Source organism: Methylorubrum rhodesianum, from assembly GCF_014199985.1.
Lineage (GTDB): Bacteria > Pseudomonadota > Alphaproteobacteria > Rhizobiales > Beijerinckiaceae > Methylobacterium > Methylobacterium rhodesianum.
Genome location: NZ_JACHOS010000014.1, coordinates 108,358 through 120,946, shown reverse-complemented (window position 1 = coordinate 120,946; position 12,589 = coordinate 108,358). Strand labels below are relative to the sequence as shown.

Genomic DNA, 12,589 nt, shown 5'->3' with positions numbered 1-12,589 from the left:
ACGCCATGACCTCGTTCCGCTCGGCTGCGCTTGCGGCCGTCGGGCTCGCCGCCTTCCTCGCCCTGTGGGAGGCGGCGCCCCGGCTCGACCTCATCAACCCGGCCTTCCTGCCGCCGCCCTCCTCCCTCCCGACGGCTTTCGCCCGGGAGATCGCGAGCGGCGCGTGGCTGCGCGCGGTCGCCGAGAGCCTGAGCCACTACGTGGTCGGGCTCGGCGCCGGCGCCGGCGCCGGCATCGCGCTGGGGCTGCTCTCCGGCATGTTCCGCTGGTTCGAGAGCCTGACCGCCTGGGTCGTGCGGCTGCTGCGGCCCATCCCCGGTCTCGCCTGGGTCCCCTTCGCGATCATCTGGTTCGGGGTCCAGCCCTCGGCGGCCGTGTTCATCATCGCCATCGGCGTGTTCTGGATCGTGTTCTTTGCCACGCAAGGCGCGGTGCGCGGGGTCGACCGCGACCTGATCGAGGTGGCCCAGGCCTTCGGCTTCCGCGGGCCGTTCGCGCGGCTCACCAAGATCCTGCTGCCCGCCGCCACCCCCGGCATCCTCGTCGGCCTGCGCACGGCGCTCGGCCAGGCCTGGATGGCGGTGGTCGCCGCCGAGATCTTCGGCGTGCCCGGCATCGGCGCGCGGATGATGCAGGCCTCCTCGCTCCTCTCCACCGATATCGTCGTGGTCTACATGCTCACCATGGCCGGGCTTTACGGCCTGTTCGATACCGGCTTCGTCGCCCTGCAGGGCTGGCTGCTGCGGTGGCGCGCGTGAGTCCGGCGATGAGTTCGACGCAGCCGCCCATCATCGACATCCGGGGTCTGAGTCTCGCCTATGAGCGCGACGGGCGCCGCACCGAGATCCTGTCCGCCCTCGATCTCGCGGTGCCGCGCGGGCAATTCCTCGTCATCGTCGGCGAATCCGGCGTCGGCAAATCGACGCTCCTGCGGGTGCTGATCGATCTGGCCAAGCCCAGCACCGGCACGGTCCATCTCGGCACCGACCCCGAGCGAACCCGCACGCCGATGGCGCTCGTGTTCCAGGACGCGCGGCTGCTGCCGTGGCGGCGGGTGATCGACAACGTCGCCTTCGGCCTGGAGCGGCACGGCCTTTCGAGGTCCGAGCGGCGGGAGCGGGCGGCGGCGATGCTCAAGCTCGTCGGATTGTCCGACCTCGCCGGCCGCTGGCCGCACCAGCTCTCCGGCGGGCAGCGCCAGCGCGTGGCCATCGCCCGCGCGCTCGCGGTCGAGCCCGAGGTGCTGCTGATGGACGAGCCGTTTTCGGCGCTCGACAGCTTCACCCGCGAGGGCCTTCAGGACGAGATCCAGCGCATCAAGGCGCAGACGGGCAAGACGGTGCTGTTCGTGACCCACGACATCGACGAGGCGGTCTATCTCGCCGACCGGGTCGTGGTGCTGGCCGGCAGCCCCGGCCGGATCGCGGCGGATGTCACCATCGCCCCGCCCCGCCCGCGCCAGCGCCGGGACGCCACCCTGGTCGAGGCGGCGCGCCATTTGCGGGCCGAACTGTCGCGCCGCTCGGCGGAACTGTGAGGGACCCGTCAAGCTTGCCATCTTGACGGGTCGCTGCCCGCGTTGGAACCATCGGCGCCGGCACCGTGCGTTCAGGGACGTGCCCCTGGAGGAGTGCAAGATGGGGTTTTTTCAGGACGCCCTCGTCCGTTTCAACAGGGTGGTGATGTCCTACGCGGGCGATATCGCGTTCATGCACGCGGCGGTCTCCGCCGCGGCCAACGTGATCGTCGCCGACGGCGATACCGACGAGGAGGAGATCGAGGCGGCCCTCGTCAGCATGCGGGCCAATCCCATCCTTCAGAAATCCTACGACACGCTCTCCCTCGAGAAGGCGCTGTTCGAGGCGCTGGCCCGCGCCGAGCTGCGCGCCGGTCGCCTGGAGAACAGCCAGCACGTCGCGGCGATCGCCGAGCGTCCGCTCGAGCAGCGCCAGCACGTCTTCCTGATCGCCGCGGATGTGGCCGACAAGGGCGGCATCACGGAGAGCGAGCACCGGGTCCTCGACGAACTGGCCCAGGCGCTCGACGTGGACAAGGCGACGCTGCTCGGCTGATGCGACCCGCCCCGACGGCCGGCTCCCCTTCTCCCGGGCGGCGCCGGGCCTATCTCACGGCTCGGACAGGAGGACGGCCATGTACAAGGTGACGGGAACGGATCCCTCCGGCCGCACCCTGGCCTTCGCCTGCGGCACGGACGAGCAGGCTCTCGAAAAGACCTGGGAGCTGGCCGGGCGCGGCTTCCGCAACATCTCGGTTGCCGACCCGAAGGGGCGCGAGATGAGCGCCATCGCCTTCGAGCGCTCGCTGGATCTCGACTACGACTGAGAGCCGCCGGAGCTTCGGGGAATGCCGCGAAGGGCAGCCCGAGGCTCCGGCCACTCGGCTCACGCCGCCCGCTTCTGGTAGTCCTTCACGTCCGTGAACCGGATCTTCTCCCAGCGCTCCTCCTCGTAGCGCAGCGAGAAGGCGGTGGTGGCCATGAAGACCGGCGCGCCGTCGAGGTCGCTCGCCATGGCCGAGCCGTGGGCGTTGACGAATTTGTCGATCTCGGCCTCCGATTCCGCCTCGATCCAGCGGCAGACGGAGAACCGCGTGGTCTCGTAATCGATCGGCAGGCCGTACTCCGCCTGCAGCCGCTCCTTCAACACGTCGAGCTGCAGCGCGCCGACGACGCCGACGATGGCCGGCGAGCCGTCCTGCGGGATGAAGACCTGGACGACGCCCTCCTCGCCCATCTGCTGGAGTGCTTCCTTCAGCTTCTTGGCCTTCATCGCGTCGGTGAGCTTGATCCGCCGCATGATCTCGGGGGCGAAGCTCGGCACGCCGCGGAACACGATCTCCTCGCCCTCGGTCAGCGTGTCGCCGATGCGCAGCGTGCCGTGGTTCGGGATGCCGACCACGTCTCCGGCATAGGCTTCGTCGGCGATCGCCCGGTCCTGGGCGAAGAAGAATTGCGGCGCCGAGAGCGACATCGGCTTGCCCGTGCGCACGAGCTTGGCCTTCATCCCGCGCCGGAGCATGCCTGAGCAGACCCGCATGAAGGCGATGCGGTCGCGGTGGTTCGGATCCATGTTCGCCTGGATCTTGAACACGAAGCCCGTCATCTTCGGCTCGGACGGCTGGACGGCGCGCTTGTCCGCCTCCTGGCCCCGGGGCGGCGGCGCGAAGCGGGCGAGCCCGTCGATGAGGTCGCGTACGCCAAAATTCCGCAGGGCCGAGCCGAAGAAGACCGGCGTGAGGTGGCCCTCGCGGAAGGCGGCGAGATCGAAGCTCTTGAGGCCGCCCTCGGCGAGCTCAACCTCCTCGCGCCACGCATCGGCTGCGCCGTTCTCGGTCAGCAGCTCGTCGAACAGCGGATCGGCAAAGCCCGAGACGGGGATCGTGCCGGCATCGTCCGCCGCGTCGAGCCGGCGCACCCGGTTTCCGCCGAGCTCGTAGGTGCCGGCGAAGTTGCGGCCGAGCCCGATCGGCCAGGTGATCGGCGCCACGTCGAGGGCGAGCGTCTTCTCGATCTCGTCGAGCGTCTCGAACGGGTCGCGCGCCTCGCGGTCGAGCTTGTTCACGAAGGTGACGATCGGGATGTCGCGCAGGCGGCACACCTCGAACAGCTTGCGCGTGCGCGCCTCGATGCCCTTGGCTGCGTCGATCACCATCACGGCGGAATCGACCGCCGTGAGGGTGCGGTAGGTATCCTCCGAGAAGTCCTCGTGGCCCGGCGTGTCGAGCAGGTTGAACACGCAGTCGCCGTACTCGAAGGTCATCACCGAGGTGACCACCGAGATGCCGCGCTCCTTCTCGATCCCCATCCAGTCGGAGCGGGTCGAGACGCGGTTGCGCTTGGCCTTGACCTCGCCCGCGAGCTGGATCGCCCCGCCGAACAGCAGGAGCTTCTCCGTCAGCGTGGTCTTGCCCGCATCCGGGTGCGAGATGATGGCGAAGGTGCGCCGCCGCGCGACCGGATCGGCGGATTTCGGATCGGCGGGTCTGGGGTCGGTCTGCATCAGCATGGCGGGCACCGGCCGCCGCAATGCGGACGGCCGCTCGTCTCGAAGGGGGCCGGGCGGTGTCTCGCTCTCTACGCGTTCCGCGCGGCCGACGCAAAGCCGCCTCCCCTACCCCCGCCCGACGAAGGGCATGCCGGTGGCCATCACGGTCATGAACAGGACGTTGGCCGAGAGCGGCAGCCCGGCCATGTAGACGACGGCGTCCGCGACATGCGCCGCCTCCATGTACGGCTCGGGCCGGATCGAGCCGTCGGCCTGCCGCGCGCCCTGCCCGAAGCTCCGCGTCATCTCGGTCTCGGCATTGCCGACATCGATCTGTCCGCAGGCGATGTCGAAGGGGCGTCCGTCGAGCGCCGTCGCCCGGGTCAGCCCCGTGATGGCGTGCTTGGTGGCGGCGTAGGGCGCCGACATCGGCCGCGGCGCGTAGGCTGCGATCGAGCCGTTGTTGATGATGCGCCCGCCCTGCGGTTCCTGCCGCCGCATCATCCCGAAGGCGGCGCGGGTGCAGAGGAAGGCGCCGGTTAGATTGACGTTGACGCTGGCCAGCCAGTCCTCGACCGCCACCTCGTCCACGGTCGCGGCGGGTGTGAAGATGCCGGCATTGTTGAACAGCAGATCGAGCCGCCCGAAGCGCGCACCGACGGCGGCGAACAGCGCCTCGACGGCGCGCGGATCGGACACGTCGGTCGGTACGCACGCCGCCTCGCCCGGCAGTTCCGCAGCGACCCGCTCCAGCGCCGCCCCCCGCCGTCCGGCCAGCACCAGCCGCCACCCGGCCTGCGCCAGGCCGAGCGCGACGGCCCGTCCGATCCCGGACCCCGCCCCGGTCACGACCGCGACCCGATCATCCACCGCCATCACACGCCTCCCGTTCGGCCGCAGCATAGGACGTCCTGCCGGTCCCGAGCAGGGGGCGCCGTGAGACGATCGCCGCGCGGGTCGAAGCTCTCCGGACAAAAACGTCGCCGGATCACGGCGGACCCGGTCAACCCGGTTGCCAGCCCTGCCCGGCCCGTCTAGAGAACCGGCGGCTTGGAGCCGATGGGGCGTCGCCAAGTGGTAAGGCAGCGGTTTTTGGTACCGCCATTCCCAGGTTCGAATCCTGGCGCCCCAGCCAAGCCTCAGCTAAGTTATTGATCTGACTGTGATCCGTGCTCAGCCGCTCTCGCGGCTGCACCGATTGTACGCAGAGCTGTTGCACGCGCTTGTCCACAGGGGCAGGCCGTTGACGATTTGTTCTAACGTGTACCGACGCGGTGCGGTATACTGGTGGCGTAGGCGATTCCGTTGCGATGAGCGGACACGACCCCCTGGTGCCTCTGCTAAGGGGAGTTCCGCCACGGTCGCTCTCAGCCTGGGCACAACCGACCCGGCGAGTGCGCGCACACTCGGCTGGGCACTCAACGCGGAAAGCCTCCGCGTCCGGGACGATCCCGCCATGCGTAGCACCAGTCAGATCCGTGACCATCTCCGCGCCTATGTCGACCGGGAGCGAAGCGCGCGCTTGACGCGCCTGCGGCGCGACCTCGATCCACCGCGTGATCCGCTCGTCGGCGACTGGCCGGCGCTGATGGAGAGGCGTGCGCGAGAGTACCGCATCTTCGGGCGTCTGCAGGCGCTCGCAGGCGAGGACGGCTTCGATGCGGGGTACGACAGCGAACTCGATGCGCGCCTGAAGCAGGAAGGCTTCAGCCTGACGGAACGCGGAGCGATCCGCCGCCGCATCGTGAACGGCTATCTGCGCGATCTCGGACGCCCTGACGAGACGGGACGGCTCACACCACCTCGCGCCTATCTCCAGGCCATGCTGATCAGCATGGGCGAGCCCGTGACCGAAGCCGGGCTGACAAAGTGCCTGCGCGGGCTCGCGGCCGTCTCGGGGCACGTCTCGCGCGAATTCGCCACGACCTATGCCGAGGCCCGCTGCGATCCGCGGGAGGCCTGGGCCAACCTCTCGGCGATGCGTGCCAGGGATGAGATGCCGCGCGACACGCTGGGCTGGGCCACATCCGACTTCGACGGCGCTGACAGCTTCGAGTGGGGCGACTTCGAGGTCCAGGCCTCAAACATGCCGCCGCAGGTAGAGGGCAGCTATACCGATCCGGCCAGTCCCAAATCCGCCCCCCTCAGCCAGCCGGCACCCGACCAAGACCCTATCGCCGACCGGAACCCTCCACCCGCGGCATCAGACCCTGCGTCGTACCCTCCAAAAGCGGAGGCGGCCGCGCCGGATATGGCGTCAAGACCATCGTCTGGCGCTTCGGAGTTTGACGGGGAGGATCGCGTTCCAGCCGCCACCGATCACACTCCAGACGTCGATCAACGAGGTCTGGACGATGCGCGTGAGGGGAGCGAAGCCGATTCCGGTCCGGTCACGAACTCGCTGACTGAGGTGGTCGAACAACTCATCACGCACAAGGGCACCACCTGGGATGAGAAAACTCAGCGTCAGCATCGGGCCGTCGCAGCGATGCTGGGCGATATCGCAGGCACCGATGACCTGCGGCAGATCAGGCACTCCCATCTCGCTGCCTATATCCAGAACCTCTCGAATCTGCCGAAGTCCTACGGCAAGAGTTCACGTGACGCGGCACTGTCGATCGCGGACCTGGTCGAGCGCGGCCGAACGATGCGAGCTATGGGGCAGACCGAGAAAGTCGGGCTCAGCCCCGCGACCGTGAACCGGCATATCACGCAGCTCTCGACCATCGCGAAGTACTGCCGGGCCAAGCAGCGCCCGATCGGACAGGTCGAGCTCCTGGGCGACTTCCGCCTGATCGACCCGGAGCGGGACGGCGAGAAGCGACCGGCTTTTGAGGTCGACGAGGTGAAGACGCTGTTCGCGCACCCCGTCTGGACGTCGACGGTCTCGGAAGCGGAGATGCTGCGGGTCGCACGGGGGCAGCAGATCTTCGCAGCCGTCTACTGGCTGCCGCTCCTGGGCTACTACACCTGCGCGCGCCTGTCCGAACTGGTCTACCTTGAGCTCGGCGACGTCGATGTGGAGCAGGCCACGCTCAAGATCCGGCCGACACGCAGACGGCGCCTCAAGAACGCGGTGTCGCGTCGGACGCTGCCACTCCATCCAGAGCTGATCCGCCTCGGTTTCCTGGATTACGTGCGGGACAGATCCGGTGCACGAAGCGATCTGATCTTCGCGGAGATCGCGCAGTTTGGCGAGAACACGCCCTTGTCGAACCTGTTCGACAAGCGCTGGACGGTCGTTCTGGACGAAGCCGTGCCTTCGGCCCGTGAGGAGCGCAAGACATTCCATTCCTTCCGGCATTTCGGCAATACGGAGATGATCCGGCAGCAGGTGCTCGATCCGATCCGGGAGTCGATGATGGGCCATGAGGGCGCCACCGTGAACTCACGGAACTACAAGAAGACGCTCAAGCCGGAAGATATGCGCACGGCCATTGCCGCCATTCCCGAAGTCACGCGGGATCTGCGGGCGTATGACTGGACGCTCCTTGGGCCTTCCCTGACGCTCGGCTCCTTGGGGGACCAAGTATCGGCAAAGGGACGTTCGTCGCGCCGCCGATCCCTTCCATCATCGCCACTTCACTCGCTGCGAAAGGACAACAGGGAAGAACCTGGACGGTCTTCTCTGCTGCCTGAGGCGTGTCCGCGCCGAAACCAGAAGCCGTTTGACGTGCCTTAAAGACCCATGCGCCACGTCAGCTTCGGTGATCAAGCTCGCTAAAGCCGACGTGCCGTTTTGCGCTTAATCTCGGCCATTCAGCAGCCTTCCGGCATCTCAGAAGCGGATATCGGCGCAGATCGGATCATAGGTCTCAGACGCGCCATGAGCGGACATCAACTCGATACCCGTAACCGGACATTCAGCTTCGCGCCCACCCCTGCCTTAAAACCGCATCCTCACATGCCTGAAAGCAGACATGCGAGCCTGCTATCGATTGTTCAGCAATAACAACGCTCCGAGTAGCGCTGCAGAGGTGTAAGGCCTCCCGACATCCACAACCATCGTCGACCGTTGCGGCTCTGTGTGGACATGCATTGATGTGCTATGGAGTGCGGGGAGGACGACACATCAGGATGCGGTCCATCGGTCAGCACCTCGTCGATGCGTGGCCGCGCCTGTTCCGCTACGCGCTAGCCCTGACGCGTGAGCCCGACGCCGCACGTGACCTGATGCAGCAGAGTGCTCTCAAGGCGCTTTCCACGCGTACGACTCCCAGTGAGCCTCACGCGGCCCGCGCCTACCTGTTCCAGATCGTGCGCCACGCCTGGATCGACCGGATCCGCCGGACCCGCCTCCACCACGAGGATGAGCTCCTCGATTGGCCCGACGAGGGGTTCGACGACCGCCTGATCGAGGCGATCGCCGTGCGCCAAGCCTTCGCCGCTCTCGATATGCCCTGCCGGGCTGTCGTGACTTGCGTGGACGTCGAAGGCTTGAGCTACCGGGAGACCGCCGAACGGCTCGGCATTCCCGTCGGCACGGTCATGAGCCGTCTGCACAGGGCGAGGCGGATCATGCTGCACCGGATCGCCGGGTCGTCCGATGGGAGCGAGGGGCCGTGATGCGCTGGGAGACCCTCAATGCCTACGTCGATGGGGAACTCGATCCGCAGGACCGGCGCGCAGTCGCGGAGACGCTGGCCCGCGATCCGGTCCTGGCCGCGCGGGTCGCGACCCTGACCCGGCTGAAGCAGGGAGTGAAACAGGAGGTGAAGGCTGCGGCCGTGCCGCCCCGGCGCGCGCCGATCGCCCGCGCCTCCCTCGGATGGGCGTGCGCCGCGGCCCTGGTCGTCCTCGTCGGCGCCGGCTGGCTCGCCCTGTCGTCTCGCCCGCCGGCCGACCCCGCGCGCGCGGCCTTCACGGCATGGGGTGCGGCGGGCTCACCCGCGAACGACGTGCGGCCCGCGGGCGGCCCGAATGGCTTCCCCCTCGATCTGGGGGCGGCAGGCTTCCGCTTGGTCTACCTGTCCCCGGACGACGGTTCGGCCGGTCGGCTCGCAGGTTACGAGGGGCGTCACGGTTGCCGGCTCGCCATCTGGAGCGGACCGTCGCGCGGGCAGGCCGGTCTGGAGATCGCGCAAGGGGACAGCGGCCCGCGTGTGGCGCGCTGGGATAGCGAGGGGCGGCGATACGTCCTCCTGACCGAGACGGTACCGGCCGAACGGTTCGCCCTGCTGGCCGAGGCGGCCGCGCTGCTCACGACGCCGGACAGGACGGACCGCCTGCGGCTTGCCCTGGACCGGGCCACCGGACTCTCGGCGCGCCCCTGCACCGGCTGACCGGGGCGAGCAGCGAATTTATTTCGGCCCGCCGCGAATAGACCGCGGGCGACGTGCGTCTCCTCCTCCGCACGTCGCGGGCCCGGTCGCCGGAGTCACGCGCGGACAGGGGAGGACTTCGGATGCTCGACAGACGCGATCTCATCAGGCGGGCGGGCCTCACCGCCCTGGCGGGCCTCGGCGGTGGCACTTTCGCGTCCTTGCGCACGCTCGCGGGCGACAACGCCACGCTGCCCTTCGGCAACGGCGAACGGCCCCTGGTGGCCTATCCGGGCAAGCGCCCGCTGCTCCAGATGACCGCGCGTCCGCCGCAGCTGGAGACTCCGTTCTCGGTGTTCGACGAGGGCGCGATCACGCCCAACGACGCGTTCTTCGTGCGCTACCATCTCGCCGACATCCCGACCGAGATCGATCCCGAGACCTACCGCGTCGCGATCAAGGGCCATGTCGAGCGGGAGGTCTCGCTCTCGCTCGCCGACCTGAAGGCGATGCCGACGACCGAGATCGTCGCGGTCAACCAGTGCTCGGGCAATTCCCGCGGCTTCTTCGAACCGCGCATGGCCGGCGGGCAGCTCGCCAACGGCGCCATGGGCTGCGCCCGCTGGACCGGCGTGCCGCTGAAGGCCGTGCTCGACAAGGCCGGGGTGAAGGCGGGCGCCGTGGAGGTCGCCTTCACCGGGCTCGACGGCCCGGTGATCCCGGAGACGCCGGACTTCGCCAAGTCGCTCAAGCTCGACCACGCCCGCGACGGGCAGGTGATGCTCGCCTGGGGCATGAACGGGCAGGACCTGCCCTGGCTCAACGGCTATCCCCTGCGCCTCGTCGTGCCGGGCTTCTACGGCACCTACTGGGTCAAGCACCTGGAGAGCATCAGCGTGCTCGACAAACCCTTCGACGGCTTCTGGATGCAGAAGGCCTATCGCATCCCCGACAACGATTGCGCCTGCACCGAGCCCGGCAAGGCGGCGGACAAGACCGTGCCGATCAACCGCTTCACGGTGCGCTCCTTCCTGACCAACCTGACCGACGGGGCGCAGGTGAAGTCCGGGCGCACGCCCTTGCGCGGCATCGCCTTTGACGGCGGCTCCGGGATCAAGGCGGTGGCGGTCTCGACCGACGACGGCAAGACCTGGACGGAGGCGCGGCTCGGGCAGGATCTCGGCCCCTACGCCTTCCGGCCCTGGACCCTCGACACGGACTTGGCGCCGGGGACGCACGCGATCCGGGTGCGGGCGACCGCCAACGACGGGGCGAGCCAGCCGATGGAGCCGCGCTGGAACCCGGCCGGGTACCTGCGCAACGTGGTCGAGACCACCCGCGTGCGCGCGGCCTGAGGGAGTGACGACGATGACCCGCATCACCCTCGCCCTGGCGGCGGCGCTTGCCCTCGCGACCGGCGCGGCGCTCGCCGCGCCGAAATCCTACGCGGTGCCGGAGCCGACCGCGGAGCTGCGGGCGCCGAAGGCCGGCACGCACGCGGAAGGCTTCGAGGCGGCCCAGGCGAACTGCCTCGTCTGCCATTCGGTGGACTACATCGCGATGCAGCCGCCGGGCAAAGGCGCGGCCTTCTGGGAGTCCGAAGTGACCAAGATGGTCAAGGTCTACCACGCGCCGATCGACGAGGCGCAAGCCAAGGCCATCGCCGCCTACCTCGCCGACACCTACTGATACTAAGCGGCACGGAACAGGACCGATGGTCCTGCTCCGTGCGTCCGGCGGACGACCGCCGCCGCGCAGTCGCGCGGGCAATCGGCGATGAGTCATTGTCATCGCCGATTGGTATGAGGCGCGGCGCGCGACAGGGGGCGGTCCGGCGACCGCCCCCTCGTCCCGTCTCGTCAGCGCGGTGCCTGGGTCTGGACCGTCGCGCCGGTCTCGCCGGGCTTGCCCTCGACGATGACGAGGCTGCGCCGTGCGGCCTCGTTCGCGTTCTGCGTCACCTGCCGGATCGGGCCGACGGCGTTGACGATGGCCGCGCCCGCCGGGTTCGTCATGAAGGCGGCCAGTGGCTCCAGCGGCCCGGCGCCCTTCGGATCGGCCGAGAGGGCCAGCACGTAGGGCTTCTTCGGCGTGAGGCCCGTCACCGCCGCCTGCAGGGTCTGCAGCACGCCCTGGTCGAACAGCGTGACCTGCGTGGCCGCCTTGCCGTCCGGCCCGGCCAGCGTCAGCGTGCTCGATTGGCCCGCCGCGCCCAGCGGCTGGAGGTTCGGCGCGCCGCCCCCCTCCGGCACCGCTTCCGGGACGTAGGCCACCCCCTGCGGCCCCTGGCCAATCGGGATCGTGGCGATGACCGCGTTGCTACCGGTATCGATCACCGCGACCGCATCGGCATTCTCCAGGCCGACATAGATCCGCGAACCGTCGCCCGAGGGCCAGAGGCCGTGCGGGAGCGCGCCGGTGGGAATCGTCGCGACCTGCGAGAAGTCGTCGGTGCGGAACACCTTCACTTGGTTCAGGCCGCCGATCGTCACGTAGGCGAACTGCCCAGCCTTCGTGCGCGCGATGTTGACGTGGTTGGTGATCGGTCCGGTCTCGATGGTCTTGAGCACCTTGAACGGCGGCGTGGCCTCGAACACCTGGACGCGGCCGACGTCCTTGAGGGTGAACCACACCTGCTTGCCGTCGGGCGTCGCCGCGATGTCGGGGCAGAACGGGCTCTCCTGCTTGATCCGCCCGACGATCTCGCGGCTCTTCACGTCGATGGCGACCGTCTCGGGGCTGAAGCTGGAGCAGACGTAGCCGTAACGCCCGTCGGGTGAGAAGATCGTCATGCCGGGCCCGTTCGGCACCGTGATCCGACCCGTCTCCTTGCCGGTCCCCGCGTCGAGGATCGCGACGTAGTCCTCGCCGCGCACGCTGACCCAGACCTCGCGCCCGTCCGGTGTGAAGAACGCCTCGTGCGGCGAGCGGCCGACATAGGTCGTGCGGCGCACCGTGTTGGTGGCGGTGTCGATGAAGCTGACCGAGTTCGAGCCGATCGAGACGGCGAGCAGGGTCTTGCGGTCAGGCGAGAAGCCCATGCCGTGGACGAGGAGCTGGCCGCGATAGAGCGGGCTCAGGTTCGCGGGCGTCGTGTCGCCGAGGCGGATCACGCCGAGGAGCGTGTTGGCGGCGGGATCAATCACCGAGACCGTGTTGGAGAACTGGTCCGAGGTATAGAACCGGTCGCGCGGGCCGACCGGCACGTCCGGCGCCGAGGCGGGCCCCGGCGCTTGGCCCGCAAGCGCAGTCCCGCCGAGGAGGGCGATCAGCAGGGTCGCCGGAATGAGGTGTCGCATCGTGAAGGTCTCTTCGCGTTGATGG

12 protein-coding genes and 1 tRNA gene are annotated in these 12,589 nt (G+C 68.8%); 10 read left to right on the top strand and 3 right to left on the bottom strand.

Annotated elements, in window-relative coordinates; translation table 11 throughout:
- Positions 1-5 precede the first annotated feature (5 nt).
- From HNR01_RS20020 to HNR01_RS20005, 4 genes are all read left to right on the top strand, one after another.
- A complete protein-coding gene (locus tag HNR01_RS20020) occupies positions 6-758 on the top strand; it encodes an ABC transporter permease (protein WP_017484603.1) in 753 nt (250 codons plus the stop codon).
- Between the two features lie 8 nt (positions 759-766).
- Positions 767-1,537, top strand: coding sequence for an ABC transporter ATP-binding protein (locus HNR01_RS20015; protein WP_183669342.1), 771 nt, complete (start codon positions 767-769; stop codon positions 1,535-1,537).
- A gap of 100 nt (positions 1,538-1,637) precedes the next feature.
- Positions 1,638-2,072 (top strand): tellurite resistance TerB family protein, encoded by a 435-nt coding sequence (locus HNR01_RS20010; protein WP_183669340.1) that lies wholly within the window; start codon positions 1,638-1,640, stop codon positions 2,070-2,072.
- A 79-nt stretch (positions 2,073-2,151) separates the two neighbouring features.
- Complete coding sequence (locus HNR01_RS20005) at positions 2,152-2,343, top strand: hypothetical protein (RefSeq protein WP_017484606.1); 192 nt, start codon at positions 2,152-2,154, stop codon at positions 2,341-2,343.
- A gap of 59 nt (positions 2,344-2,402) precedes the next feature.
- Here the strand turns inward: HNR01_RS20005 and HNR01_RS20000 are convergent, their stop codons facing one another.
- Positions 2,403-4,025 (bottom strand): peptide chain release factor 3, encoded by a 1,623-nt coding sequence (locus HNR01_RS20000; protein WP_183669338.1) that lies wholly within the window; start codon positions 4,023-4,025, stop codon positions 2,403-2,405.
- Positions 4,026-4,130: 105 nt separating this feature from the next.
- Positions 4,131-4,880, bottom strand: coding sequence for an SDR family oxidoreductase (locus HNR01_RS19995; protein ID WP_183669336.1), 750 nt, complete (start codon positions 4,878-4,880; stop codon positions 4,131-4,133).
- A gap of 184 nt (positions 4,881-5,064) precedes the next feature.
- On the opposite strand from HNR01_RS19995, the gene HNR01_RS19990 reads away from it, so the two are divergent.
- The 6 genes from HNR01_RS19990 (at position 5,065) to sorB (ending at position 10,954) form a co-directional block, all read left to right on the top strand.
- Positions 5,065-5,139 (top strand) — tRNA-Gln (locus HNR01_RS19990).
- Positions 5,140-5,460: 321 nt separating this feature from the next.
- Positions 5,461-7,686 (top strand): tyrosine-type recombinase/integrase, encoded by a 2,226-nt coding sequence (locus HNR01_RS19985; RefSeq protein WP_024830143.1) that lies wholly within the window; start codon positions 5,461-5,463, stop codon positions 7,684-7,686.
- A gap of 395 nt (positions 7,687-8,081) precedes the next feature.
- On the top strand, positions 8,082-8,570 hold the full coding sequence (locus tag HNR01_RS19980; RefSeq protein WP_024830144.1) for an RNA polymerase sigma factor: 489 nt from the start codon (positions 8,082-8,084) through the stop codon (positions 8,568-8,570).
- Positions 8,570-9,286 carry an anti-sigma factor family protein gene (locus HNR01_RS19975; RefSeq protein ID WP_024830145.1) on the top strand — a complete coding sequence of 239 codons (717 nt, stop codon included), beginning with the start codon at positions 8,570-8,572 and terminating at the stop codon, positions 9,284-9,286. Before HNR01_RS19980 ends, HNR01_RS19975 begins: the two co-directional genes overlap by 1 nt.
- A 122-nt stretch (positions 9,287-9,408) precedes the next feature.
- A complete protein-coding gene (gene sorA / locus HNR01_RS19970; RefSeq protein ID WP_024830146.1) occupies positions 9,409-10,620 on the top strand; it encodes a SorA family sulfite dehydrogenase catalytic subunit in 1,212 nt (403 codons plus the stop codon).
- Between the two features lie 13 nt (positions 10,621-10,633).
- Positions 10,634-10,954, top strand: coding sequence for a SorB family sulfite dehydrogenase c-type cytochrome subunit (gene sorB, locus HNR01_RS19965; protein ID WP_024830147.1), 321 nt, complete (start codon positions 10,634-10,636; stop codon positions 10,952-10,954).
- A 170-nt stretch (positions 10,955-11,124) separates the two neighbouring features.
- Here sorB and HNR01_RS19960 read toward each other — a convergent pair whose 3' ends face one another.
- Positions 11,125-12,564: a YncE family protein gene (locus HNR01_RS19960; protein WP_024830148.1), complete on the bottom strand. Its 1,440-nt coding sequence runs from the start codon at positions 12,562-12,564 to the stop codon at positions 11,125-11,127.
- Positions 12,565-12,589 lie beyond the last annotated feature (25 nt).

Bases quoted from the DNA above. Each gene is read 5' to 3' on its own strand.
- HNR01_RS20020 (WP_017484603.1), top strand. From the start codon at position 6: ATGACCTCGTTCCGCTCGGCTGCGCTTGCGGCCGTCGGGCTCGCCGCC.
- HNR01_RS20015 (WP_183669342.1), top strand. From the start codon at position 767: ATGAGTTCGACGCAGCCGCCCATCATCGACATCCGGGGTCTGAGTCTC.
- HNR01_RS20010 (WP_183669340.1), top strand. From the start codon at position 1,638: ATGGGGTTTTTTCAGGACGCCCTCGTCCGTTTCAACAGGGTGGTGATG.
- HNR01_RS20005 (WP_017484606.1), top strand. From the start codon at position 2,152: ATGTACAAGGTGACGGGAACGGATCCCTCCGGCCGCACCCTGGCCTTC.
- HNR01_RS20000 (WP_183669338.1), bottom strand. From the start codon at position 4,025: ATGCTGATGCAGACCGACCCCAGACCCGCCGATCCGAAATCCGCCGAT.
- HNR01_RS19995 (WP_183669336.1), bottom strand. From the start codon at position 4,880: ATGGCGGTGGATGATCGGGTCGCGGTCGTGACCGGGGCGGGGTCCGGG.
- HNR01_RS19985 (WP_024830143.1), top strand. From the start codon at position 5,461: ATGCGTAGCACCAGTCAGATCCGTGACCATCTCCGCGCCTATGTCGAC.
- HNR01_RS19980 (WP_024830144.1), top strand. From the start codon at position 8,082: ATGCGGTCCATCGGTCAGCACCTCGTCGATGCGTGGCCGCGCCTGTTC.
- HNR01_RS19975 (WP_024830145.1), top strand. From the start codon at position 8,570: ATGCGCTGGGAGACCCTCAATGCCTACGTCGATGGGGAACTCGATCCG.
- sorA (WP_024830146.1), top strand. From the start codon at position 9,409: ATGCTCGACAGACGCGATCTCATCAGGCGGGCGGGCCTCACCGCCCTG.
- sorB (WP_024830147.1), top strand. From the start codon at position 10,634: ATGACCCGCATCACCCTCGCCCTGGCGGCGGCGCTTGCCCTCGCGACC.
- HNR01_RS19960 (WP_024830148.1), bottom strand. From the start codon at position 12,564: ATGCGACACCTCATTCCGGCGACCCTGCTGATCGCCCTCCTCGGCGGG.